Genomic DNA, 23,871 nt, shown 5'->3' on the forward strand with positions numbered 1-23,871 from the left:
GAGGCTTGCCGGCCCTACAGCCCGGGCGCTCCCCACACCGGGAACCACCGGCTCAGGTCCTGCTCGATCCGCAGGTCGTTCGCGAGGGCCGCCTTCACCTGGAGCTCCAGCGCGCTGTCCCGCCGCTGCCCCCGCTCGGGCAGCGGGGCGAAGGGGAAGAACGTCCCCCGTTTGTACAGGTACACCAGCGCGAGCGACCGCCCGGCGGCGTTCTCGAACCCGGCCAGGGAGCACAGCAGCTGCGGCCCGAAGCCGTTGACCTCCATCGCGCTGTTCACCGCGTGCAGATCGTTGACCAGCGCCGAGAGGTCGTCGGGGGAGCGGTGCGAGAGCAGCCAGGAGTAGCCGTAGTCGTCCCGCAGGAGCCGTACCGGGGGACCGGTGCGCTCGGTGTCCGCGTCCAGGAGCGCCTGGACCTCGCGATGTGTCTGCTCGAAGGCCGCGCCCTCCACGGTCGCGAAGCAGACGGCACCCTGCCCGGTCGGGGTGAATCCGGCCGCCGCCTCCAGCGTCACCGCCGCGGACGGCAGCGCGAACAGCTGATCGAGGTCGGGGACGACCGGTTTCGTCCGGCCGAGCAGGATGTCCAGCAACCCCATGCGTCAGCCTGCCTTCCCGGGCGTGGCCGCCTCGCCCAGCTCGGCGGAGATCCGCCCCAGCTGCTCGATCCGCTGCTCCAGGCTCGGGTGGGTGGAGAAGTACCGCTCGATGCCGGGCTCCTTGCCGGTCGCAGGGGTGAAGTAGAAGGCGTTGAAGGCCTGGGCGGTGCGCAGGTCCTTGGTGGGGATCCGGGCGATGTCGCCGGAGACCTTCGTCAGTGCGGAGGCCAGCGCCGACGGCCGCCCGGTGAGCAGCGCCGCCGCACGGTCCGCCGCCAGCTCCCGGTACCGGGACAGCGCCCTGATCAGCAGGAAGCTGATCGCGTACACGGCCGCCGACACCCCCATGATCGCGGCGAAGACGGCGGCGGTGTTCTGGTCCCGGCGCCCGCCGCCGAACAGCTGTGAGTAGAAGGCGAACCGCACGACGAGGCCGGCGACCACCCCGAGGAAGGAGGCGACCGTGATCACGGCGACGTCCTTGTGCGCCACGTGCGACAGCTCGTGCGCGAGCACACCCTCCAGCTCCGCCGGCTCGAGGCGGCGCAGCAGGCCCGTCGTCACGCACACCACCGCGTTCTGGGGATTGCGCCCGGTGGCGAACGCGTTGGGCATGTCCATATCGGACACGGCGACGACCGGCTTCGGCATGTCGGAGAGGGCACACAGCCGGTCCACGACGGCGTGCAGCTCGGGATACTCCTCCCGCTCCACGACCCGCCCGCGCATCGCGAACAGCGCGATCCGGTCCGAGAACCAGAACTGCGCGACGAACATGGCCGCGATCAGCACCACGACCAGCACCCACGATTTCAGCAACACGATCAACGCGACGACGAACGCCACGTACAGAAGTCCGAGCAGGAACAAGGTGACCGTCATCCGCACGGTCAGACCCCGGTCGCTCCGGAAACGGCTCTGCATCTGCATCACCCCGCAGTCAGGCACTCGCCCCACTGCAAGTGTGCACCCGGGCCCACCATGAACCGGTCGTGGTCATCCCTAGGACCAGCAAAGGCTCGGGCACGAACACTCAGCCCCGCAGACCGGCCTCCCACTTGCGCCGTGTCAGCACGTACTCGCTGAACAGATGCCGCGCCCGGTCCAGCAGTTCCCCCACCTCCGCCGCGGCTTCGCGCGGCAGGTCCGCCGGTGCGTGCCAGCCCTGGACGGACTGCTGCGCCCAGTGCCGGATCCTGACGTCCGGATCGTCCAGCGACCCGACCGCCGCCCGGAGCCGCGCGAGCCCGCCCCGCGCGTCCAGCAGCCGGAACGCGGCGACCCGCACATGCCGCGGCCACGGGTCCGCCAGCCGCGCCGTCAGCTCCGCCTCGTCCAGCCGCTCCGCCGACGGCAGCAGCGCCGCGGTCACCTCACGCACGACCCCGGGCGCGGGATCGTCCAGCAGCGGCCGCAGCCGCCGTACGTCCGTCACGTCCAGGATCCGCAGCCCGGCCACGGCGCGTGCCCGCACCCCGGCCGACGGATGCCCGAGCAACGGCCGCAGCAACTCCGCGTCCTCCCGCCCGCCGGACTCCGCGAGCCCGATCACCGCCCCCGGCGCCGGCCCCTCCGGTTCGGCGCACCGCTCCCGGTACCAGGTCAGCGGATCGCCGCCGTACTGCCGTACGACATACCGCGCACAGGCCCGCACCAGGCCCGACCGGTCACCCAGGAATCCCACTGCCCGCTCCGGCCGGCCGGCCCGCCGCAGCGCCGTGACCCCGGCGGCCCGGGCGCGCGGGCCGCGCGCCGCGAGGAGCGGTTCGAGTACGTCGTCGTAGGCACCACCGTCGTCCGATACGGCGGCCAGGGCGGCGTCCGCGCACAGGGACCGCACGACGGCGTCGGAGTCCCGGGCGGCGGCGCGGGCCAGCTCGGCGGGGGAGAGGAACCCCTCGTCGACGGCGAGCCGGTAGGCGTACCGGCGCACGGCGCGGCCGGGGTCGGTGTACAGCGGCGCGAGGGTCTCGGGCGGCGCGGCGCGCAACAGCCCGTCGGCGAGATCGGCGGCGAAGCCGCCGCGGCCCCGGCCACCGATGCGCAGGATCAGAGGCATCAGCGGTACGGCGGTCTCGGCGTCGAGCACCTGCGCCAGCCGTTCCCGGGCGGGCTCGCACAGCTGCGGAGCCCAGTCCGAGCAGCGCACGACCACCAGGGGGAGCAGCCCCGGATGCTCGGCGGCCTGCCCGAGCGCGGCCTGCCGGAACCTGCCGTCCCGGTGACACAGGGCGAGCGCCAGCTGCGACTCGGTCAGCGAGGGCGCCGCGCGCACCGGAACACGGCGGCGCAGGACACCGACCAGTGCCCGGCCGCCCTCGGTCCGCTCCCAGGCGGGCGACCACCCGTCGCCGTCCGGGGACCAGGTGGTCTGCCGCACCCCGGCGTCCAGCGCGGTCCAGGCCGACGGGTCGTCGCCGGGCAGCACCTCCCGCAGCGCCGCTCCACCGGCGAGCCGCACCGCCGCCGCTTCCCCGTCCCCGATGCTCCAGTTCATACCCGCCCCCGGTCTGCCGTGATCCGTCCGGCGATCGTAGGCAGCGGAACCGCACCCGGTCGTGGCAATAAGCGGTCAGCCGCAGCTCATGCTCACGGCCCCGGGAACCGCGTGTACCCCAGCACCAGGACCACCGCGACCGCGCACCCCAGCACGATCACCGTCGACACCCACGACGACCTGCGCGGCCCGGCCGACTCCGGCTCTCCCCGGAACGGCACCGGCTCCGGCGGGTTCTCCTTCCACCGCGCCGCCAGCATCCGCGCCCGCGCCGAGGGCTCCTTCTGCTCGGCCTGGTCCGCCCACCGGAGGTCGAACTCCCGCTCCTCGTCGTCCTGTCGCGACATCCCGGTCCCCCTGTCTCGAACATCAGTACCCGGGCACGATACGACGACGCCCCCGCCCTGAGAAACAGGAACGGGGGCGCGGACGCACAGGGGCGTACCGATCACACGTCGAAGAAGTGAAGGGGCGGATCCCTGGCCTGCGGCTACGTAATTGATCAACGCTGCGACCTTGCGTTGGTCGTCGTTGAGTACCCCCGCACGGCCCAGGGACGGCCCAAGCGGGGGTGTCGTGGCGCCCCGCCCCTTGATGCGAACTATGGGCGCGACGGTTGCTGAAGGTCGATTGGCTGGCCGTTGGCTTGCCTGGAGTCTTACTCGGTTGACTGTGGTCTGTGCGGTTGCTGTGCTCCGCTGCTGTACAGCGACTTCGGGGGACCCGTGACCACACTGCCGGCAAGCGTAGATCGCGACATCGTCGATCACCGGATCATCTTCGCGCTCAAGACGATCCGCGAAGTGTTGGGCTGCACGATTCATGAAGCCATCGACGTGTTCGCGGTCCGGTATGAGGAGCTGCGCCGTGATCGTCCGGACGACTTCAGCGTCGGGCGCGAGGAGTACGGCCGGGGCTTCTACTCCTGATCGGCGGCGTACTAGGTTGGAAGATCGCGTATGCGGATGGCGGGTGACCTGCTGCGTCTCTGACCTGGGCCAGAGCGCGATCGGCGCCTCCGTTCCCCGTGAGTCCCCGCTGCGTCCCGTCGGACCGGGCACGCAACGGGCACGGCTAGGCTGCGGCTCATGCCTGAGATCAAGCCCACGGATCCGGAGGCCGAGAAGGCGAGAGGACGGGTTCCACTGTGGCTGGACGCCGAGGATCTTCATCGGCTTGCATCCCACTGCTGCTGCTCCGAGGACACTCCGGAGGAAGATCGTGAGCAGTGTGGGCGCATCCGCTTCCGGGCGTCGGCCTCCTCGTCGCAGGAGTACAAAGATCAGGGCCAGCACTGCCGCCACCAGGAGACCAAACAGGATGCCAAGCTCGATCATGAAGGTTTCCCCGGTTCTGTGCGCTGGTGATAGCGAACACTCAGGATAGTGATCGAACTGGCGACGGCACAGATCGCCCTCCAAGCTTTAGTGATCGCTGCCGTCCTCAACTCCTCGCGCGAGCAAGGAAGTTGGGCCGAACCGCCGTTTCACATGAAACCGACCACCTGGTGAGCCTGCCCCCCTCCTCAACCCACCACCTGGACGCCAGGGGCCGCGTCTGCTCGGCTCTGCCTGGGTCGACGGCGGACGGGATGGGAGCACCCGCGCACGCCACTTCCGGTCGGCACTCGAGTACGGTCCCCCGGCCATCTCGGAGCCTGAGCGCCCCCGCCGGAGGCACTGCTGTGACCGGCTGCCGCTCTGCGGTGATCACCCCATGGCCGCGGCCGCCCGGCGGAGCGGAGCGCAGCCGGGGCTTGATGAGGTAGGGAAGGTCTGGCCGAGGCAGACAGGCTTCCGTACTTGCTTTCGAGGTCTGTTCGTGCTGGTCAGGCCATGATCCGCAGCCGTTCACCCTCGTTCATTCCGGTACTCCCGTCCGGAGCGCGGACCGCCGTGAACGGCTCCGGACGGGGGTGAATGAGACGGAGAGACGGAGCGGCCCCCGACCCTGTCAGGGCTGATTTGCGGTTTCCGGCACGAGTCGGCTCGTGAACCCGCTGTCGCGTAGCCGCTCGAACGCGGCCCGGATGTCGTCGGGAATCTCCTGCTCGACCATGAACCCCTGCCGGGGGTAGATCATGAGGCGCTGCTGAGCGCCGACCATCATGTCGAGGACAAGGCGCGCGTCCCCGATCGAGTCGACGTATTCGGGAAGCGTCATGGGGGTTCGCTATCCACGGGCGGCGAAGCAGGCAAGCAGTCCTGCTCCGACTCCCAGGACAACCAGTTGCACGACGCCCGGAATACGCCAGCCCAGGACAAGGAGACCACCGCCTGTGACGACTGCGCCGCCAGCCAGGAGCCACATCCCCCGTAACGCTTCCTTGGGCGCGCTGGGCGGATTGCCTTGGTCGTAACTGTCGGCCCAGCCCGTCATCCCGTAGCGGAACCACAACCAAGCGATGACGGCCAGGTCGATGACGAGTAGCGCCACGCTGACCCCAACCTGCTCGCCGGTCGACGGCTCACCCCCGGGCCTCATACCCACGACCATTCCGTCTGCTGGTGACATCCCGTTAATCGCATGTCACTCAGCATGCTGTCGTGGCAGGTATTGCACATGAGCATGGCTACTCAAATGCGCCGCACATCGGAACCGTCCGGTGATCGGGCAACCGTGCCCCAGCCGTGCCCGATCAAGAGGGAAACAACGGGGAACACCGGGCAGTCACGGGGGCCGGACATGAGAAGGGCCCCCGACCAAACACACAGGTCAGGGGCCGTTCACGTGCGGTGGGTGTGGGATTTGAACCCACGGTGACATCGCTGCCACGACGGTTTTCAAGACCGACCGGTTTCACACGGCGAGATGCCCGCTGGCCTGCACCTACAGCCTTGCGTGTCGCACCCCGGGGGCGATGTTGGCCAGAGGATGGCCGCAGGGGTGCCGGAAAGCACGTCAGGTGCCCGTGCTGGAGGGGCCCCCAACCGAGGCAGGCACGAGACGACTCGTGAAGGCACGGGACACAAGCCGCTCGTACGCTCGCGTCACGTCGTCGGGCACGTCTTGCGAGATCGCGAAACCCTGCGCCGGGTAGATCAACAAGCGTTGCAGTGACCCCACAAGCATGTCGATCACAAGGCGCGCGTCCTGAATCGAATCGACATATTCGGGGAGCGCCATCGGGCTGGAAGCACTGACGAACTCCACCCCGGGCCACAGCTTCCGGGCGGTGGCATAGGACCGCCGTTCCTCGTACGGCTTGCTGATCAGCAGCACTGAGGACACCTCGATCCCGCCGTCTTCGAGTGGCGAGCGGGACAGGATGATGTTCTGCCCTGTGTTGCGTGCGTGAGGCTCCACAAGGATGGCGTTCCCCGGGACTCCCAGTTCGATCGCACGGTCCCGGTAGTGCTGGGCTTCGCCGCGCGGCATGCGTTCCTGCGTGGTCTTGCTGGTCGCTCCCGTGAACACGATCAACGGCATCATGCCGCGCCGGAACAGGTCCGCCGTCGTGTCGGCTACTCCCAGATCATGGCTTCCCAGACCGATGCCGACGGAGCACGGACGCGGTTGCATCCGTTGGTATGCCCAACAAAGTTGGGCGTCCACCCAGTCTCGTACGGAGATCACGTCAAACCTTTCTCGCCGTTGGCCTGCTCACTGGCGGAATCGGGAACGTCGAACTCGTACTCCCACGCGAAGCGGGAGGCGGCATGAACGCCGACCGCGAACTCAACCACTGTGCCATCTGCCGTGTACGGCGTTCACGAGCGTCGTCCTCCCCGACGGCCGGATCATCACCGGCTACGCCATCCCCACCGCGCAGCCCGAACCGGCCGCCGTCAAGCCGGCCGTCTCGCGCGCGGCGGTGAACGTCGCTCTCGGGGGCGTCGGGTTCCTCGCTGTGTGCGGCGGACTGCTGCTCACCACCTTCATCGCCGCCCTGACCGTGCTCATCACCCAGCTCATCACCCTGGCCGCCGTGATCTTCGGCGGATGGATCGCGGTGCAGGTGTTCAGCGCGAGCGGCCGCAAGAGCGGGACGACCGTCAACATCCGCAAGGCCGTGATCAAGCGGAACAAGTTCTACGGCTGAGAAGGAGACCAATACCCGTGATCCGACTCCGGCTTCAGGTCGTCGGCTGGCGGCGCCGCTCGCTGGTCCTGACCGACACCCCCCGCCCCGACTGCGCCGACTGCCGGGGGGACGGCTGGATCGCCTCCTACTACGGCGACGCCGACGGCGAGTACGCCGACACCGAATGGGACCCCTGCACCTGCTGGAACGAGAACCGTCGCGCGGTCCTGCTGCCCCTCCCGCGCCGCCCCCGGTGGCTGCGCCGCCGCACCACCGACGGCCGCGACTCGTGGGCCCCCGCCGGCTACAGCAACGAACCGCCCTTCTAGCTACGCCAAGGGCGACCCCCTTCTCGCCAAAGAACACGGGGTCGCCCTTGTCCAGCCAGTCACCATCAAGGAACTGGAGACCTTCAGCATGCCCGAGCACAGCATCCATCCGCGACTGCCCGAGGGAACCGAACGGGTCGTCAGCACCGGTATCGAGCGTCTTCCCGACGGGGGCATGATCCTCACCCTGCTCACCGTCGGCCCACTGCCGCTCGAACTGATCCAGTACCGCATGTTCCTCGACCGGTACCTGACCTGGTCCCTGCTGCGCGCCCTGGCCCGCGACGAAGCGACTTGCCGAGAAGTGGCTGAGCGCCATCGAGACGGACATGACGCGCGGGCAATACGTCGACCCGTCGGCGGGCAAGGTGACGTTCCAAAACTTCGCCACGGCGTGGCTGGCGTCTCAGACCACGGACCCTTCCACCATCGTGAACATGTAGTTGCGGTTTCGGCTGCACGCCTTTCCGTACATCGGTTCGCGCTCCATGACCGCATTCCAGCCCACCCATATCCGCACGTGGGCACGGGCCCTCATGGACTCCGGAATGGCAGCCTCATATCAGCGGACCGTGTTTGCAAACGTCTCTGCTGTGTTCGGTGCGGCCTTGATCCTCGGAAGATCAAGCCGTGGACGCGTGATCGAGTGGTGGCTGTTCGCGCCGGACTCCCGGAGCAGTACGCGACAACGGTGGACCTCGGTGCCGGGTGCGGTTTGCGACAAGGCGAGATCTTCGGGCTGGCCGTCGATGAAGTCGACTTCGACGGGGGAGTGCTGCACATCGCACGGCAGGTCAAGCTGGTCGGTCCGCAGATGGTGTTCGCCCCGCCCAAGGGCGGCAAGCTGCGAGACGTGCCGCTGCCCGACGTGGTGTCGGATGCGCTCGCCGCGCACGTCACCCGCCGGCCCCCTATCGACGTCACTCTGCCGTGGAAGACCCCGGACGGCCCGCCGGTCACAGTGAAATTGCTGTTCTACTCGCGGGAACGTAAGGCACTGAACAGGAACTACTTCAACATGTACCTGTGGAAGCCCGCCCTGATTGCTGGCGGCGTCATCCCGGAACGGGTGCCGGGGGAGCGGTTCAAACCGTCGCGTGAGCACGGCATGCACGCCTTGCGGCACTACTACGCGTCGGTCCTGCTGGACTCGGGAGAGAACATCAAGGCTCTGGCTGAGTACCTCGGTCACTCCGACCCGGGGTTCACGCTGCGGACGTACACGCACTTGATGCCGAACAGCAGGGACCGGGCGCGCCGGGCCATCGACTCGGTGTTCGGCAAGGGAGTGTCTCCCTGACCGTGAGCGCAAAGGCCGCCGGCCGTGCCCTTCCCGGAGTGGGAAGAGCACGGCCGACGGCCCACAGACGGCCCAGGGGAGCGGAAACCCGCTCTGACCTGGGGCGATATCACACGTCGAAGTACAGCTCGAACTCGTGCGGGTGCGGACGCAGCTGGAGCGGGGCGATCTCGTTCGTGCGCTTGAAGTCGATCCACGTCTCGATCAGGTCGGACGTGAAGACGTCACCGGCGAGCAGGAACTCGTGGTCGCGCTCGAGCGAGTCGAGGACGGCCGGGAGCGAGGTCGGGACCTGCGGGACTCCCGCGTGCTCCTCGGGGGCGAGCTCGTAGAGGTCCTTGTCGATCGGCTCGGCCGGCTCGATCTTGTTCTTGATGCCGTCCAGGCCTGCGAGCAGCAGGGCCGAGAAGGCGAGGTACGGGTTGCCGGAGGAGTCGGGCGCGCGGAACTCGACGCGCTTGGCCTTCGGGTTGGAGCCCGTGATCGGGATGCGCATCGCGGCGGAGCGGTTGCGCTGCGAGTAGACCAGGTTGACCGGGGCCTCGAAGCCGGGGACCAGGCGGTGGTACGAGTTCACCGTCGGGTTGGTGAAGGCCAGCAGCGACGGGGCGTGCTTGAGGATGCCGCCGATGTAGTAGCGGGCGGTGTCCGACAGGCCCGCGTAGCCGGCCTCGTCGTAGAAGAGCGGGGAGCCGCCCGTCCACAGCGACTGGTGGACGTGCATGCCCGAGCCGTTGTCGCCGAAGATCGGCTTCGGCATGAAGGTCGCGGTCTTGCCGTTGCGCCAGGCCACGTTCTTCACGATGTACTTGAAGAGCTGGAGGTCGTCGGCCGCGGCGAGCAGCGTGTTGAACTTGTAGTTGATCTCCGCCTGCCCGGCGGTGCCCACCTCGTGGTGCTGGCGCTCGACCTGAAGGCCGGCCTTGCCCAGCTCCAGGGAGATCTCGGCGCGCAGGTCGGCGAAGTGGTCGACCGGCGGGACCGGGAAGTAGCCGCCCTTGTAGCGGACCTTGTAACCACGGTTGTCCTCGAGGGCGCCGGTGTTCCAGGCACCCGCCTCGGAGTCGATGTGGTAGAAGGACTCGTTCGCGGTGGTCGCGAAGCGGACCGAGTCGAAGACGTAGAACTCGGCCTCGGGACCGAAGTACGCGGTGTCCGCGATACCGGTCGACGCGAGGTACGCCTCCGCCTTCTTCGCCACGTTGCGCGGGTCGCGGGAGTACTGCTCGCCCGTGATCGGGTCGTGGATGAAGAAGTTGATGTTCAGCGTCTTGTCGCGGCGGAAGGGGTCCACCCGCGCGGTCGACAGGTCGGCGCGCAGGGCCATGTCGGACTCGTGGATGGCCTGGAAACCACGGATCGACGATCCGTCGAACGCGAGCTCCTCGTCCGGGTCGAACGCCTCGACGGGCACCGTGAAGTGCTGCATCACGCCCGGCAGGTCGCAGAATCGGACGTCGACGAACTTGACGTCCTCGTCCGCGATGAACTTCTTGGTTTCGTCGGCGTTCTGGAACATCCAGCTCCTCCTACTCCCGGCAGTTCCCGTGCCGGGGTGGTAGTTCGTTCGTGCGGCCAGTGCGGTGGCACACGCTTCGCACGACACTAGGGACGGGTGATTTCTCGTACGTGACCCATTTGTTTCGCACAAGTTAACCGCCCCTCCCTCCACCGTAGCCCCGACCCACCCCGACGTCCCCCGGTCATTTGGGTGCGCAGTACCGTGGTCCGGTGGACAAGAGGCAAGCAATCGGATCGTGGCTGTCCGGACCCCGCGCGGCCATGGAGGACGCGGGTGCCGACTTCGGATACCGGGGCGAGCAGCTGGGCCTCCCGGAGGAGGGGCCGGGCTCGATCGCCCGCCCCGGCCGGCGGCTCGGCGCGCTGGCCGTGGACTGGGGACTGTGCCTGTTGATCGCATACAGCTTGATCACTGACGGCTACACCTCCGCCACCAGTAACTGGACCCTGCTCCTCTTCCTCGTGCTCGGTGCCCTCACGGTGAGCACCCTCGGCTTCACCCCCGGCAAACGCCTCTTCGGCCTGCGGGTGGTCTCCGTCGAGACGGGCACCGTGCGCCCCCTGGGCTCACTGATCCGCACAGTCCTGCTGTGCCTGGCGCTCCCGGCCCTGATCTGGGACCGGGACGGCCGCGGCCTCCACGACCGACTGGGGCGCACGGTCGAGGTCCGGATCTAGACCGGCCTTCGACACGTACGACGATGGGGGCGCCCGGTGTGATCCGGGCGCCCCCATCGTCGTACGGCAGGTGTCAGCGGCTGTCAGCGGGCCTTGGGGCCGCCGCCCTTCGGGAGGCGCATGCCTTTGGGCATAGGGCCCTTCGGGAGTGGCATGTTGGTCATCAGGTCGCCCAGCGCGCGCAGCCGGTCGTTGGTGGCCGTGACCTGCGGGCCGCTCAGGACGCGCGGGTACTTCAGCAGCGCGGTCCGCAGCTTCTTCAGGTCGGTCTGGCCCTCGCCGGTGCCCACGATCACGTCGTACACCGGGACGTCCGCGACGATGCGGTTCATCTTCTTCTTCTCGGCGGCCAGCAGGCTCTTCACCCGGTTCGGGTTGCCCTCGGCGACCAGCACGATGCCGGCCTTGCCGACCGCGCGGTGCACCACGTCCTGGCTGCGGTTCATCGCCACCGCGGGGGTCGTCGTCCAGCCCCGGCCGATGTTGTCGAGCACGGCCGCGGCGGCGCCCGGCTGGCCCTCCATCTGGCCGAAGGCGGCCCGCTCGGCCCGGCGTCCGAACACGATCGCCGTCCCGAGGAAGGCGAGCAGGAATCCAAGGATGCCGAGGTAGATCGGGTGGCCGATCAGGAAACCGATCGCGAGAAAGACACCGAAGATGAGGATGAAGACACCCGCGAGCACCAGACCGATCGTCTTGTCGGCCCTGCGGGTCATCTTGTACGTCAGGGCGATCTGCTTCAGTCGCCCGGGGTTAGCGGCATCCGCCGCGCTGTCACTTCTCGCCATGCGACGAAGTCTACGTGGCCCCGGAAGCGCCGACGACGGCAGTGTCCGGGAGGCGGGAGAGCGGGGGAGAGGGGGTCAGGGACGGGCGGCGGTGACCGCTTCGAGGACGCGCTGCGCCTCGACCCGGTCCTTGGCGCGACGACGGTCCTCGAGCACGGAGGTCCAGGCGTTGCGACGGGCGGTGCGCTGACCGCTGCTCATGAGCAGCGACTCGACGGCGCGGATGGCGGTGGTGAAGGACGGGATCGCTGTGGCACGAACGGGCGGCGCGGCCTGCATGGTGGAGGTCCCCCTCGGACGGCATTGGGCACGGGTCTGCGTGTTCGACGCGGGTCTACGTGAAGTGATACCAGCGTCACTGATTGGTGTTACCAGTGCGTGACCGACCGGTCAAACGCCAATGAAGCCTTGATACGGGGCATTCGGGGGGCGTGAAGCGCGAACGCGGCCCCGGCGAGCGCCCTCATCTGCGAGGACGGCCGAGGCCGCGTCATATCGGCCATTACTGGCGAGTAGCACCTTGTGCGCGAGTTCACACCCTTGCCCGGCACCCGTCCGGCGCACCGGAGTTGGGGAATGTCGCCCAGGTCACACGGCCTGTGCGGCGATGTAGGTACCCCGCTTCTCGACGGCCATCTGGTAGAGGCGCCCGGCGCGGTAGGAGGAGCGCACCAGCGGGCCCGACATCACCCCGGAGAAACCGATCTGATCGGCCTCCTCCTTCAGCTCCACGAACTCGTGCGGCTTCACCCAGCGTTCCACCGGATGGTGGCGCACGGACGGCCGCAGGTACTGCGTGATCGTGACCAGCTCGCAGCCGGCCTCGTGCAGCTGCCGCAGCGCCTCGCTCACCTCCTCACGGGTCTCGCCCATGCCGAGGATCAGGTTGGACTTGGTGACCAGACCGAAGTCGCGGGCCTCGGTGATGACCTTCAGGGAGCGCTCGTAGCGGAAGCCGGGGCGGATCCGCTTGAAGATCCGGGGGACCGTCTCGACGTTGTGCGCGAAGACCTCGGGGCGGGACTCGAAGACCTCCCGCAGCAGCTCCGGGACGGCGTTGAAGTCCGGGGCGAGCAGCTCGACCTTGGTGCGGCCGGCCTCGCGGCCGGAGGTCTGCTCGTGGATCTGGCGGACCGTCTCCGCGTACAGCCAGGCGCCGCCGTCCTCCAGGTCGTCGCGTGCGACGCCGGTGATGGTGGCGTAGTTCAGGTCCATGGTGACCACGGACTCGCCCACGCGGCGCGGCTCGTCGCGGTCCAGCGCCTCGGGCTTGCCGGTGTCGATCTGGCAGAAGTCGCAGCGCCGGGTGCACTGGTCGCCGCCGATGAGGAAGGTCGCCTCGCGGTCCTCCCAGCACTCGTAGATGTTCGGGCAGCCGGCTTCCTGGCAGACCGTGTGCAGCCCCTCGCTCTTCACGAGGCTCTGCATCTTCGTGTACTCGGGGCCCATTTTCGCCCGGGTCTTGATCCACTCGGGCTTGCGCTCGATGGGGGTCTGGGCGTTGCGGACCTCCAGGCGCAGCATCTTGCGTCCGTCGGGTGCGACTGCGGACACGACCGGCTCCCTAGCGTTTGATTCTTCGGCGTGCTCAAGGGTACGCCCGTGGATTTGAAAGCCTGCGGCCGTGTCAGGCTGCCGGAGCCTTCTCGATCTCGCGGGGCCTCAGGTCCGCGCTCTCCATCACGTCCCGCAGATGCCCCTCCACCACCGGCAGCACCTCCGCGATCGTGATCTCCCGGCCCGCCTCGGCCGCCAGCGAGGTGACCCCGGCGTCCCGGATGCCGCACGGGATGATCCGGTCGAACCACTTGGTGTCGGGGTTCACGTTCAGCGAGAAGCCGTGCATCGTGACGCCCTTGGCGACCCGGATACCGATCTGGGCCAGCTTGCGGTCCTCGCGGCGCTGCCCGGCGTTGGAGGGGGCGTACTCGGGGCCGTTCAGCCGCGGGTCGAACTCGTCGTCGGTCAGCCGTGGGTCGAAGTCCAGGGACAGCCCGCCGATCGCCGGCCGCCTCTCCACCGGATCGCCGAGCACCCACACCCCGCTGCGGCCCTCCACCCGGGTGGTCGTCACGCCGAACTCCGCGCAGGTGCGGATCAGCGCCTCCTCCAGACGGCGGACGTGCGCGACGACGTCCACCGGGCGGGGCAGCTTCTGGATCGGGTAGCCCACCAGCTGGCCGGGGCCGTGCCAGGTGATCTTGCCGCCGCGGTCCACGTCGACGACCGGGGTGCCGTCGAGGGGGCGCTCGTTGTCGGCCGTGCGCCGGCCGGCCGTGTAGACCGGCGGGTGTTCGAGGAGCAGCACGGTGTCGGGGATCTCGTCGGCGAACCGGGCCGCGTGCACCCGGCGCTGCTCGTCCCAGGCCTCCTGGTACTCCACGGCCGAGGGCCCGAAACCCATGTGGACGAACCGCAACTCACTCACGGCAAGCGCCTCCCTGGAAGGTCGTCAGGCGCGTCACGCGCCCAAGCCACTGTACGTCCGCGCGTTCCGCGTCAGCCGCACGGCCAATCCTCACACGATCGGATGAATGGGCGTCGAGATGTGCGACCGGCTGGCTACGCTCCGCTACATTCGCGCCGTTCGTGAGCCATCAGGGCTGCTCACCGCTGCTCACCGCAAATCAAGGCACTTCATCCGGGCACGTCAGAAGCCCGGGAGGCAGGAGACCGCACCGCAGATGACGGAACGACCCGCGCAGCGCACTCCCAACCGCCAGCTCGCCGCGCTCATCGCAGAAGCGGGCTTCTCCAACGCGGGGCTGGCCCGTCGTGTCGATCAGCTGGGCCTCGAACACGGCCTGGACCTCAGATACGACAAGACGTCCGTCACCCGGTGGCTGCGCGGCCAGCAGCCCCGGGGCACCACCCCCGCCCTGATCGCCGAGGTCTTCACCCGCCGGCTCGGCCGCCGCCTCACCGCCCAGGACCTCGGCCTGGACGCCTGCGCGCCGGTCTACGCGGGCCTGGAGTTCGCGGGCACCCCCGAGGAGGCGATCGACATCGTCGGCGGGCTGTGGCGCAAGGACTCCGGCAGCCACGCCGAGCTCCGCAAGATCGCCTTCACCCCGGCGGGGCTCGTGGTGCCCAGCCGCGACTGGCTGATCGGCCGGGCCGACGACAAGGTCGCCCGCACAGACCCGACTCCCCGGGTCCCGGTACAGGGCCGTCCGCCCGCCAAGCCCGGGGCCGGGGCGGCGGGTCACTCAGGGGCTGGGCCTGCGGCCTTCCCAGGGGGCGGATCGACCGCCTTCCCCGGGGCCGGACCGGGCGCCCATCCTGGTGCCGGACCGGCAGCCCATCCCGGGACCGGACCGGCAGCCCATCCCGGTGCCGGGTCGGCGGCCTTCCCCGGTGGGGGATCGGCTGGTCACTCCGGTGCCGGGTCGGCGGCCTTCCCCGGTGGGGGATCGGCTGGTCACTCCGGGGCTGGGTCGGCGGCCTTCCCCGGTGCCGGGTCAGCTGGCCACTCCGGGGCCGGGTCGGCCGCCTTCCCCGGTGCCGGGTCAGCTGGCCACTCCGGGGCCGGTCCCGGTGGCGCGTCGCACCGGTCGGTGTCCGGCACCGCCGGGGGCGTTCCGCGTCAGCGGGGCCAGCGTGGCCAAGGGGGCCACGGCGGCTCCGAGCGCGGGGTGGGCCAGCGGGTCACCGGTGGCGACATCGCCGCGCTGCGCTCGGTCGGCGAACTCTTCCGCACCCTCGACGACATGTACGGCGGCGGCCACGCCCGGCAGGCCCTGGTGCGGTACCTGGAGCACGAGTGCGAGCCGATGCTGCGCGGCACCTACGGCGAGCAGACCGGCCGCCGGCTCTTCGGCGCCGCCGCCGACCTCACCCGGCTGGCCGGCTGGACCTCCTTCGACATCGCCGCGCACGGCCTCGCCCAGCGCTACTTCGTCCAGGCCCTGCGGCTGGCCCAGGCGGCCGGGGACCGGGCGTACGGCTCCTTCGTGCTCGTCACCATGAGCCGCCAGGCCGTCTACCTCGGCCACGGCCGGGAGGCCGTCCAGCTGGCGCGCGTGGCCCAGCAGGGCGTGGGCACCGGCGCCCCGCCCGTCGTCCAGGCGCTGCTGCACGCCGTCGAGGCGCGCGGGCACGGGGTGCTCGGCGAGGTGCGGGCCTGTACGGCCGCCCTGGTGCGGGCCGAGCGGGCTTTGGAGGCCGCCCGGGCCGGGGACGAGGTGCCGCACTGGGCGCGGTTCTTCGACGAGGCGCAGCTGGCCGACGAGTTCGGGCACTGCCACCGCGACCTCCAGCAGTTCCGGGCCGCCGCCCAGCACGCCGAACGCTCCCTCCAGCTGCGCCCCGCCGCCTACGCCCGCAGCCGCCTCTTCTGCCGCGTCGTGCTCGCCTCCGCCCGCCTGGGCCTCGGCGAACTCGACCAGGCCTGCCAACTGGCCGCCGAGGCCGCCGGCCAGGCCTCGGAGATGCGCTCGGTCCGGGCGGTGGAGTACGTCCGCGACTTCGAACGGCGCCTGGAGCCGTACAAGGACGCGCCCCCGGCCCGGAGCTACCGGGAGAAGGTGGCGGCACTGGGGTGAGACGGCGCCAATCTCACCCACCGAGTCGGGTGGTGGGTGGGCGTGGGTGGGGGTCTGGGGGCGGAGCCCCCAGGGGCGCTCCCAGACACCCGCCGCACGGTTTCGCCGCGGACCGTTACGCCGCCGCCTGGGTCTGGCGGGCCGTCGGGCGTGGGTCCGCGAGGTGAAGGGAGCCGGCCGACCCGAGGTCGGACAGGATCGCCGCCGTGGCGCGGTGCGCCGAGTGCAGGGCGCCCTGGACGGTACTGGTGTCCCGGTGGTCGCCGCACACGTACAGCCCGGCGAGGAGCCGTACCGGCCGGCGCAGATCGTGCGGCGGCCGCATCACCGGCACCGCCTCCCGGGTGCGGTGGACGGCGAGGGTCTCCCAGCGCGCGGTCGAGGTGCCGTAGAGACGCGCGAGATGCATGCGTACGGCGGTGTCGACATCGTCCGGCGGCGTGCCCAGGACCGTGGAGGAGATCAGCGCGCGCCCGGCCGGCGCCCGGCTCGGGTCGACGTCGCTCACGACCGTGGTGTGGGCGACCGGGCCGCCCCGGTCGGCGTCCAGCAACAGGGACGCGCCGGTCGCGGGCGGCTCGTCCGTGGTGTGGTGGAGGACCGTCACCGGGTGGAAGTCCGGGACGCGCAGCCCCGGCAGCAGTTCCGCCGCCGCACGCGCGTCCGTGGCCACCAGGACCGCGCGGCAGCGGAACTCGCCGTGCTCGGCGGTGGTCACCGAGGTCGTGGAGACCGAGGTGACCCGCACCCCGGTGTGCACGGTTCCCGGCGGCAGCGTCCGCGCCAGCATCTCCGGAAGCATCTCGGCGCCGCCCTCCGGCAGACACAGCCGGCCCGCAGCGAAGGCCCGCAGCGCGAGGTCGGCGCACCGGCTGGAGGTGGTGAGGTCGGGGTCGCACAGCAGCGCGGCGAGCAGCGGGCGCAGGAACCCGTCGATCGTGCGGGCGGGCAGCCCGCGCGCCGCGAGCGCCGCCGCGGCGGCCGACTCCGGGCGGCGCAGCAGCCGTTCGGCGGGGGTGGCGGCGATCCGGGTGAGCGCGGCGCCCAGCCGGGCCTGGTCCACGGCGGTCCCCAGCGGGGCGCCCGGCCGGACCCGGGGCGGGTTCGCGGCGGGCGTCCACGGTGCCCCTGCCCGGCTGCCGGGCAGGGGCAGGGCCCGGCTGCCCGGCAGCGGCATCATCGCCCGGTGGGCGCCCGTGCGCGGCCGGGGCAGGGCACCCGGCCTCGGGGCGCTCGCCAGGGCGCGTACGGCGTGCAGTGCGCCCCTCGCGCTCCCCGTGCCGGCCTGTGCTCCCGCGCGATGGTGACGCCCGTCGCTGTGCAGCAGCACCCCGGGAGCGAAGGGACGCAGCACGAGTGCGTCGAGCCCCGGTGTCAGGCCCAGTTCGGGATAGGCCGTGGACAGCAGCTGCCCGATGCGGTCGAGCCGGAAGCCGTCGACCTTGTCGGTCGACATACGGCCGCCGACGTAAGGGGCGGCCTCCAGGACCGCGGTCGTTACTCCTGCGCTGGCCAGCCGATGCGCCGCGGAGAGTCCGGCGACTCCGGCTCCCACGACGACGACGTCTGCCTGGTACGCGGGCTCTAGCACGTGCCCCTCCTCGAGGTTGCGCGGCCGGTGGGGACGTCCTGCCCCCAACTGGCTTCCCGGATACCCGAGTTCGGATCGAGGTTAGGGCTGTGATCGGTCAGGAACAGTCGCGCATCAACAGGGCACGGTCGCACGGCGGTCGCATACGTTCCCGCAGCGGTTCAGGCTGCCCGGATCGCGTCCTCGATCCCGGGAAACGCGAAGGTGAACCCCGATTCCAGCAGCCGCTTCGGCACCACCCGCGCGCTGCCCAGCACATCCCCGGCCATCTCGCCCAGCACCGTCCGCAGCACCGGCGCGGGCACCGCGAACAGCGTCGGCCGGTGCAGCACCCGCCCCATGGCCGCGGTGATCTCACGGTTCGTCAGCGGCTCGGGCGCGGTCAGGTTGAACGGCCCCGACAGGTCGTCCCGGTCCAGCAGGTGCCGGATCGCCGCCACCTCGTCGTGCAGCGCGATGTACGACCAGTACTGCCGCCCGTCGCCCATCCGGCCCCCGAGCCCTGCCTTGAAGAGCGGGAACAGCTTCCCCCACGCGCCGCCCCCGCGCGCCACCACAAGGCCCGTCCGCACGAACACCGTGCGCACCCCCGCCTCCCGGGCCGGCGCCGCGGCACCCTCCCACTCCACGCACAGCTCGGGCAGGAAACCGGAGGCGGCGGGCGCGCTCTCGTCCACGATCCGGTCGCCGGTCTCGCCGTAGACGCCCATCGCACTGCCGTTCACGAACACCCGCGGCGGCTCGTCGAGCGAGGCGAGCGCCTTCGCCAGCCCCGCCGTGGCGGGCACCCGGCTGTCGCGGATCCGCTTCTTGTAGTCCTCCGTCCAGCGCCGGTCCCCGACGCCCGCCCCGGCCAGGTTGACCACGGCGGCGCACCCGGCGAGCCCGGCCGCCTCCACGCGCCCCTCCTCCGGCTCCCACCGCACCTCGTCCGCGCCCCGGGGCGCACGGCGCACCAGCCGGATCACCTGGTACCCGTCCGCGGCGAGAGACCGCACCAGGGCACCGCCGATCAGACCGGACGCCCCGGCCACCGCCACTCGCGTTCGCTGCTGTTCCATGAGGTCATCCTGCCGCGCGACGGCATAAAAGCCCCGTCGGGATCCGGCCCGAGCGCCCTAGGGTGACGCGCATGACCGCACCCGACGAACTGCGTATCCGTCCCGCCCGCGACACCGACGCCGAGTCGCTCGCCGTGATCGACCGGCTCACCTGGTCGCCGCTGCACGCGGTCACGCCACAGGCGCAGCCGCCCTACGCCCCCTTCTTCGACGACAGCCATCATCCGCAGGAGCACCTGCTCGCCGAGCTCGGCGACCGCGTCGTCGGCTATGTCCGCCTGGGCCGCCCCACCCAGCTCGCCTGCAACCTGCACGTCCGGCAGATACAGGGCCTCGCCGTCCTCGACGAGGAGCGCGGCCGCGGCATCGGACGGGCGCTGATCCGCGCGGCGGTCGAGGAGGCCCGCCGGCTCGGTGCCCGCCGCCTCACCCTGCGCGTCCTCGGCCCCAACACCCCCGCCCGGGAGCTCTACGCCTCCGAGGGGTTCGCGGTGGAGGGGACCCTGCCGGAGGAATGGCTGCTGGACGGCGGGTACGTGGACGACGTGTTCATGGGCATGCGGCTGTGAGTGTCACGAACTGGTGAGCTCCCCGGTGTCCACCGGCTTCGTCGCCGTCGACGCCTTCTGCGCGTCGCCGGTGACTTCCGCCGCCGTCAGGACGTAACCGGTCTCGTTGTCGGAGGTGGAGCGGGCGAAGACGACGCCGTAGACCTGGCCGTCCGTGGTGAGCAGCGGGCCGCCGGAGTTGCCGGGGCGGACCGTGGAGCGGATCGAGTAGATCTCGCGGGTGACGGTCGCGTCGTTGTAGATGTTGCGTCCCGTCGCGTTCACCCGGTTCGCGACCGTCGCCGCCTGGAGGTTGAGGTCGCCGTCCTGCGGATAGCCCGCCACGACCGCCTCGTCGCCCCGCTCGGCGGCCTTCTCGAAGCGCAGCACGGGGGCGCGCAGCTTGGGCACGTAGAGCACGGCGACGTCCTTGTTCGGGTCGAAGAGCACCACCAGGGCGTCGTACGACGCGCCCACGCCCCCGACGCGCACGCTCGGGTGGTCGATGCCCGCCACGACATGGGCGTTGGTCATCACATGCTCGTGCGCGTACACGAAGCCGCTGCCCTCGCGGCCCTGGTCGCCCGAGGAGCCCTCGATCTTCACGGTGCTCAGCTTGGCCGCGTTGGCCGCGCTCGCCGTGACGCTGTCGCCGCTGGGCTTGGCGACCTGGGCCGTCGACTCGTTCTCGAACGGGTTGAAGACCTGCGGGAAGCCCGCCGCGGTGAGCGCGGAGGTGGCGTTGGAGAACCAGGCCGGGGTGGTCTCCGGCATCGCGTCCTGCACCGTCCCGAGCAGCTTGGAGTCCCGGATCGACGACGTCACCATCGGCGACGAGGACGCGCCGAGCACGCTCGCCGCCACCCACGCCACGATCAGCACCGCCACCGCGTTCGCAGCCGCCCCGCCGACCCCGTCCGCCACTCTCAGCGGCCCCCGGTCCAGCTCCCGCCGCAGCCGCAGCGCCAGCCGCCCCGCCAGCTCGTGCCCGACCGCCGCCGGCACGAGGACCGTGAACACCGCAGTCACCGTCGCCGCCGTCGTCCCCGGCGTCACCAAACCCATGATCCACGGCAGTACCCACACGCCGATCGCGGCGCCCCCCACGAAGCCGGCCAGCGAGACACAGCCGGCCACCAGTCCGCGCCGGTAGCCGGAGCCGGCATAGGCAAGGATCACCAGTGCCAGCACGATGTCGAGCAGGTCCACGGGGCCGCCTTTCTCTAGGACCCTTCAGTACGTGGGGGACGGGTCCGGTGATCAGCCGCACGCGCGCGTGAGTGAACGGTTTAGGTCACACATGCGTGCACCTCGAAAACGTCACGGACCGGGATGATGGTTCCACCAGGTGGCACAGCACACATCGCGGACCGCGCGGAACCGGCCGACAGTGGGTCCATGTGTGCCCACCGACAGGCGTCCCCGCGCACACGGCGGACACCGGGCCCGCGCCCAGTGCTCATGCGCTGCCTGCGCTGCATGCCCGGGCTGGCCGCCGTCGCCGCCCTGCCGCTGTGCGCGGACGGCGTCGACCGCGCCGCCACCGCCCAACTGGCCGCCCGCGCCGACCGGCCCGCCGCCGCGCGCCCCGTGACGGCCGCGCACACCGCCGCCCGGCCGCCTATCGTGCCCCGCTCGGCCTGGCTGGAGAAGAACGCCGGACGCACCCAGCCGCCGCCGCGCTACGACGACAAGGTCGTCGCCGTCTTCGTCCACCACACCGACTCGCCCAACGGCTACGACTGCGCGGACGCGCCCCGCATCATCCGCTACCTGTACACGGGCCAGACCGGCAACCGGAACTGGGACGACATCGGCTACAACTTCCTCGTCGACCGCTGCGGCACCATCTACGAGGGCCGCGCGGGCGGTGTCGACCGCCCCGTCACCGGCGCCCACACCCAGGGCTTCAACCACCGTTCGGCCGGTATCGCCGCCCTGGGCACCTTCACCGCCGGAGCCACCGTCCCCCAGCCGATGATCGACGCCATCGCGGCCCTGACCGCCTGGAAACTCGGCCTCGCCGGCGTCGACCCGCGCACCACCGTCCGGCTCACCTCCAGCAACAGCCTCAGCCGGTACGCCGCGGGCACCACCGCCACCCTCCCCGCGCTCGCCGGCCACAACGACGGCTACATGACGACCTGCCCCGGCGCCGCCCTCAGCGGCCGCCTCCCGGAGATCCGCGGCACCGCCGCCCGGCTCCAGGGCCGCCCGGCCGCCACAGCTCCCTCAGGGAGCCTCACAGGAACGCCTTAGGCGGGATTCAGGGTTCTCCCATCCCCGCCTCCTACGGTCATGGACAACACAAGCGCACCGACCGGAGGCGGGGACCATGAACAGCAGCCACACCACCGAGCAGACGGCCGCCGGCTGGACCAAGGCCGCCCGCAGCCCCTGGACCGTCCTGTGCGCCGTCGCCGCCGTCGTCCTGGGCCCGGCCGCCACCACCGCGTCCGCCCTCGAACAGGCCAACAGGGCCCCGCTGCACCACGCGGTGCGCGCCGACCAGCGCGCAGACCAGAACGCCTACATCCCGGCGGACAGCACCCGCCGCAGGCACGCGGTGTGAGGCGGTTCCGTACCGACGGGGGTCATTGAGCCGTCCAGGTCTGGTTGTCCCTGCCGTTGCACTCGAACAGGACCGCGCCCGTTCCGCTCGCACCCCCGAAGATGTCGACACACCTCTGCGACTGATCGGCCCGCAGCTCCGTGCCGACGAGGCGGAATTCCTGGCTCGCCCCGCCGTCGCAGCCGGCCAGCTGGATCTCGGTCCGCTCGGCGGTCTCCCCTCCGGCCGCGGTCATGCACTTCCCCGACGACCGGATCGTCCCGTCCGATCGGATCTGCCACCGCTGCGCCGCCGATCCGTCGCACGTGGCCTGGAACAGCTGCGTCCCCTCGTTCCCCTCGCCGCCGCTCAGGCACTTCCCCGAGGCGTCGACCACCAGCGCACGGCCGGTCGGGGCGACATCCGGCCCCGTGGACACGTTCCCGCCCCCGGCCGGCACCTCGGCATCCTCCTGCCCGGTACCGGTCGTCGACGGCAGGCTGGGCTGCGCCGCCGGTGACGCGGCGTCCGAACCCGGGGAGGCCGACGGCGAGGAGACGGGAGAGGCCGTCCCCGTGCCGGGGGTCCGCGGCGCGGTGGTGTCGCCGACCGGGACCGGGTCGCCCGACGGGGCGGCGCTCGCGGGGTCCTTCTCCATCGCCGTGGTGACCAGCAACGCGATCGCGATCAGTACGGCCGTGGCGACCGCCGCGACGAGCACGGCGCGCTTCCTCGAACGGGCCGAGGGCCGCCGCTGTGCCCTCACCCGGGCCGCGGCACGGTGCGTGTGTTCCCCGGGCAGGCCGACAGCGGACGTCTCCCCGGTCAGGAGCCCCGAGTCCGGCCCCGGCTTCGGTTTCAGCTTCGCTTTCCGCCTCGCTGCCTGAGCCGGAGCGACGGAGGAACCCCCACCGGAACCGGAACCCCGGTCGGCGGCCGAAGCCGTCGCTGTCCGCAGCAGGCGCTCGGCGTCCTCGGCCGACAGCCGGTCGGCCGGCTTGCTCGCGAGCAGACCCCGGATCAGCGGGGCGAGCGGCCCGGCGCTCCGGACCTCGGGGACCGGCTCCATGGCGATGGCGTACATCGTCTCCGTCACCGAGCCCCGCAGGAACGGTGAGCGGCCGTCGACCGCCTGGAACAGCGTGGCGCCCAGCGCCCACAGGTCGGACTCCGGGCCCGGAGCGGCGCCGACGAGGCGCTCGGGGGCGATGAAGTCGACCGAGCCCACCAACTGGCCGGTACGCGTGAGTTGTGAGGTCTCGGAGGCGTGGGCGATACCGAAATCGGTGAGGACCACCCGGCCGTCCTCGGCGAGCAGCACATTGGCCGGTTTCACATCCCGGTGCAGGATCCCGGCCCGGTGCGCCGCCCGCAGCGCGGCGAGCACGGCCAGGCCGATCCTCGCGGCCTCCTCGGGCGGGACCGGACCGTGCTCCTCGACCAGGTCGTTGAGGTTGGTGGAGGGCACGTACTCCATGACGATCGTGGGCAGACCCTCGTCGTCCACGACATCGTGCACGACGACGACATTGGGGTGGACGATCCTGGCGGTGCTGCGGGCCTCGCGGCGGGCGCGCTCGAAGAGGGTGGCGAGTTCGTCGTCGTCGAGATGCGGCTGCGGATGGAGCCGCTTGACGGCTACCTGGCGGTCGAGCAGATCGTCGTGGGCGCGCCAGACGACGGCCATACCGCCCCGGCCGATCCGGTCGAGGACGCGGTATCGACCGGCGATCAGCCGTCCTTGGTGGGACACCGTTTCTTTCCTTTCCGCTGCCGCGGCGGAATCTACACGCAGTTCTCCGCCACAGCTCCGAGAACTGCCCTGCCGTACGGTGCGAAC

Annotated in this window: 26 protein-coding genes, 1 tRNA gene and 1 pseudogene; 11 read left to right on the forward strand and 17 right to left on the reverse strand. The window is 70.9% G+C overall.

Translation table 11 applies throughout. The features are described from left to right. Positions 1-14 precede the first annotated feature (14 nt). From pspAB to ACFPIH_RS05105, 4 genes are all read right to left on the reverse strand, one after another. Positions 15-599, reverse strand: coding sequence for a PspA-associated protein PspAB (gene pspAB / locus ACFPIH_RS05090; RefSeq protein ID WP_381179831.1), 585 nt, complete (start codon positions 597-599; stop codon positions 15-17). A gap of 3 nt (positions 600-602) precedes the next feature. Continuing rightward, a complete protein-coding gene (gene htpX / locus ACFPIH_RS05095; protein WP_381179834.1) occupies positions 603-1,523 on the reverse strand; it encodes a zinc metalloprotease HtpX in 921 nt (306 codons plus the stop codon). A 109-nt stretch (positions 1,524-1,632) separates the two neighbouring features. Beyond that, positions 1,633-3,096 carry a HEAT repeat domain-containing protein gene (locus ACFPIH_RS05100; protein WP_381179836.1) on the reverse strand — a complete coding sequence of 488 codons (1,464 nt, stop codon included), beginning with the start codon at positions 3,094-3,096 and terminating at the stop codon, positions 1,633-1,635. A gap of 92 nt (positions 3,097-3,188) precedes the next feature. Then, on the reverse strand, positions 3,189-3,443 hold the full coding sequence (locus tag ACFPIH_RS05105; protein ID WP_381179839.1) for an SCO2583/SCO2584 N-terminal domain-containing protein: 255 nt from the start codon (positions 3,441-3,443) through the stop codon (positions 3,189-3,191). Positions 3,444-3,821: 378 nt separating this feature from the next. Between ACFPIH_RS05105 and ACFPIH_RS05110 the strand changes: the two genes are divergently transcribed. From ACFPIH_RS05110 to ACFPIH_RS05120, 3 genes are all read left to right on the forward strand, one after another. After that, the gene (locus ACFPIH_RS05110; RefSeq protein WP_381179842.1) at positions 3,822-4,025 is read left to right on the forward strand and encodes a hypothetical protein; all 204 of its coding nucleotides are present in this window, start codon (positions 3,822-3,824) and stop codon (positions 4,023-4,025) included. Positions 4,026-4,184: 159 nt separating this feature from the next. Then, complete coding sequence (locus ACFPIH_RS05115; protein ID WP_381179845.1) at positions 4,185-4,463, forward strand: hypothetical protein; 279 nt, start codon at positions 4,185-4,187, stop codon at positions 4,461-4,463. An 18-nt stretch (positions 4,464-4,481) separates the two neighbouring features. Further along, complete coding sequence (locus tag ACFPIH_RS05120; RefSeq protein WP_381179848.1) at positions 4,482-4,607, forward strand: hypothetical protein; 126 nt, start codon at positions 4,482-4,484, stop codon at positions 4,605-4,607. Positions 4,608-5,049: 442 nt separating this feature from the next. Here ACFPIH_RS05120 and ACFPIH_RS05125 read toward each other — a convergent pair. The 4 genes and pseudogenes from ACFPIH_RS05125 to ACFPIH_RS05140 form a co-directional block, all read right to left on the reverse strand. Then, a pseudogene (locus ACFPIH_RS05125) lies at positions 5,050-5,265 on the reverse strand (YdcF family protein); the annotation flags it as partial. 3 nt (positions 5,266-5,268) lie between these two features. Then, a complete protein-coding gene (locus ACFPIH_RS05130; protein ID WP_381179851.1) occupies positions 5,269-5,610 on the reverse strand; it encodes a DUF6234 family protein in 342 nt (113 codons plus the stop codon). Positions 5,611-5,832: 222 nt separating this feature from the next. Beyond that, positions 5,833-5,915, reverse strand: a tRNA-Ser gene (locus ACFPIH_RS05135). 82 nt (positions 5,916-5,997) lie between these two features. After that, complete coding sequence (locus ACFPIH_RS05140) at positions 5,998-6,672, reverse strand: YdcF family protein (RefSeq protein ID WP_381179854.1); 675 nt, start codon at positions 6,670-6,672, stop codon at positions 5,998-6,000. Here ACFPIH_RS05140 and ACFPIH_RS05145 point away from each other — a divergent pair. The 3 genes from ACFPIH_RS05145 to ACFPIH_RS05155 all read left to right on the forward strand — a co-directional run bounded on the left by ACFPIH_RS05145 (position 6,668) and on the right by ACFPIH_RS05155 (position 8,749). Continuing rightward, the gene (locus ACFPIH_RS05145) at positions 6,668-7,138 is read left to right on the forward strand and encodes a hypothetical protein (protein ID WP_381179937.1); all 471 of its coding nucleotides are present in this window, start codon (positions 6,668-6,670) and stop codon (positions 7,136-7,138) included. The genes ACFPIH_RS05140 and ACFPIH_RS05145 overlap by 5 nt on opposite strands. A 17-nt stretch (positions 7,139-7,155) precedes the next feature. Then, the gene (locus ACFPIH_RS05150) at positions 7,156-7,449 is read left to right on the forward strand and encodes a hypothetical protein (RefSeq protein ID WP_381179857.1); all 294 of its coding nucleotides are present in this window, start codon (positions 7,156-7,158) and stop codon (positions 7,447-7,449) included. Positions 7,450-7,537: 88 nt separating this feature from the next. Next, the gene (locus ACFPIH_RS05155; protein WP_381179860.1) at positions 7,538-8,749 is read left to right on the forward strand and encodes a tyrosine-type recombinase/integrase; all 1,212 of its coding nucleotides are present in this window, start codon (positions 7,538-7,540) and stop codon (positions 8,747-8,749) included. Between the two features lie 109 nt (positions 8,750-8,858). On the opposite strand, the gene glnA is transcribed toward ACFPIH_RS05155, so the two are convergent. After that, positions 8,859-10,268, reverse strand: a complete 1,410-nt coding sequence (gene glnA, locus ACFPIH_RS05160) for a type I glutamate--ammonia ligase (RefSeq protein WP_381179863.1) — start codon at positions 10,266-10,268, stop codon at positions 8,859-8,861. A 212-nt stretch (positions 10,269-10,480) separates the two neighbouring features. Here glnA and ACFPIH_RS05165 point away from each other — a divergent pair, with 212 nt between their 5' ends. Then, positions 10,481-10,948 (forward strand): RDD family protein, encoded by a 468-nt coding sequence (locus tag ACFPIH_RS05165; RefSeq protein ID WP_381179866.1) that lies wholly within the window; start codon positions 10,481-10,483, stop codon positions 10,946-10,948. A gap of 83 nt (positions 10,949-11,031) precedes the next feature. Here ACFPIH_RS05165 and ACFPIH_RS05170 read toward each other — a convergent pair whose 3' ends face one another. The 4 genes from ACFPIH_RS05170 to lipB form a co-directional block, all read right to left on the reverse strand. Beyond that, positions 11,032-11,736, reverse strand: coding sequence for a DUF4191 domain-containing protein (locus ACFPIH_RS05170; protein ID WP_381179869.1), 705 nt, complete (start codon positions 11,734-11,736; stop codon positions 11,032-11,034). Between the two features lie 75 nt (positions 11,737-11,811). Next, entirely contained in the window at positions 11,812-12,015 is a 204-nt protein-coding gene (locus ACFPIH_RS05175) for an SCO2195 family GlnR-regulated protein (protein ID WP_381179872.1), read from the reverse strand. 309 nt (positions 12,016-12,324) lie between these two features. Further along, positions 12,325-13,290, reverse strand: coding sequence for a lipoyl synthase (gene lipA / locus ACFPIH_RS05180; protein WP_381179875.1), 966 nt, complete (start codon positions 13,288-13,290; stop codon positions 12,325-12,327). A 73-nt stretch (positions 13,291-13,363) separates the two neighbouring features. Then, the gene (gene lipB / locus ACFPIH_RS05185; protein ID WP_381179878.1) at positions 13,364-14,164 is read right to left on the reverse strand and encodes a lipoyl(octanoyl) transferase LipB; all 801 of its coding nucleotides are present in this window, start codon (positions 14,162-14,164) and stop codon (positions 13,364-13,366) included. Between the two features lie 256 nt (positions 14,165-14,420). Between lipB and ACFPIH_RS05190 the strand changes: the two genes are divergently transcribed. Beyond that, positions 14,421-16,280 carry a regulator gene (locus ACFPIH_RS05190; protein ID WP_381179881.1) on the forward strand — a complete coding sequence of 620 codons (1,860 nt, stop codon included), beginning with the start codon at positions 14,421-14,423 and terminating at the stop codon, positions 16,278-16,280. A 115-nt stretch (positions 16,281-16,395) separates the two neighbouring features. On the opposite strand, the gene ACFPIH_RS05195 is transcribed toward ACFPIH_RS05190, so the two are convergent. Then, on the reverse strand, positions 16,396-17,871 hold the full coding sequence (locus tag ACFPIH_RS05195) for an NAD(P)/FAD-dependent oxidoreductase (protein ID WP_381179884.1): 1,476 nt from the start codon (positions 17,869-17,871) through the stop codon (positions 16,396-16,398). Between the two features lie 161 nt (positions 17,872-18,032). Next, the gene (locus tag ACFPIH_RS05200) at positions 18,033-18,932 is read right to left on the reverse strand and encodes a TIGR01777 family oxidoreductase (protein ID WP_381179887.1); all 900 of its coding nucleotides are present in this window, start codon (positions 18,930-18,932) and stop codon (positions 18,033-18,035) included. A 71-nt stretch (positions 18,933-19,003) separates the two neighbouring features. Between ACFPIH_RS05200 and ACFPIH_RS05205 the strand changes: the two genes are divergently transcribed. Next, positions 19,004-19,501, forward strand: coding sequence for a GNAT family N-acetyltransferase (locus ACFPIH_RS05205; protein ID WP_381179890.1), 498 nt, complete (start codon positions 19,004-19,006; stop codon positions 19,499-19,501). A gap of 3 nt (positions 19,502-19,504) precedes the next feature. Here the strand turns inward: ACFPIH_RS05205 and ACFPIH_RS05210 are convergent, their stop codons facing one another. Continuing rightward, complete coding sequence (locus ACFPIH_RS05210) at positions 19,505-20,689, reverse strand: MarP family serine protease (protein WP_381179893.1); 1,185 nt, start codon at positions 20,687-20,689, stop codon at positions 19,505-19,507. Between the two features lie 189 nt (positions 20,690-20,878). Between ACFPIH_RS05210 and ACFPIH_RS05215 the strand changes: the two genes are divergently transcribed. After that, complete coding sequence (locus tag ACFPIH_RS05215; protein ID WP_465270363.1) at positions 20,879-21,739, forward strand: peptidoglycan recognition protein family protein; 861 nt, start codon at positions 20,879-20,881, stop codon at positions 21,737-21,739. 76 nt (positions 21,740-21,815) lie between these two features. Continuing rightward, complete coding sequence (locus ACFPIH_RS05220; RefSeq protein WP_381179899.1) at positions 21,816-22,052, forward strand: hypothetical protein; 237 nt, start codon at positions 21,816-21,818, stop codon at positions 22,050-22,052. Positions 22,053-22,074: 22 nt separating this feature from the next. Here the strand turns inward: ACFPIH_RS05220 and ACFPIH_RS05225 are convergent, their stop codons facing one another. After that, positions 22,075-23,784, reverse strand: a complete 1,710-nt coding sequence (locus ACFPIH_RS05225) for a serine/threonine protein kinase (RefSeq protein WP_381179902.1) — start codon at positions 23,782-23,784, stop codon at positions 22,075-22,077. Between the last annotated feature and the right edge of the window lie 87 nt (positions 23,785-23,871).

The organism is Streptomyces vulcanius, assembly GCF_042653945.1.
Taxonomy (GTDB): domain Bacteria; phylum Actinomycetota; class Actinomycetes; order Streptomycetales; family Streptomycetaceae; genus Streptomyces; species Streptomyces mangrovi.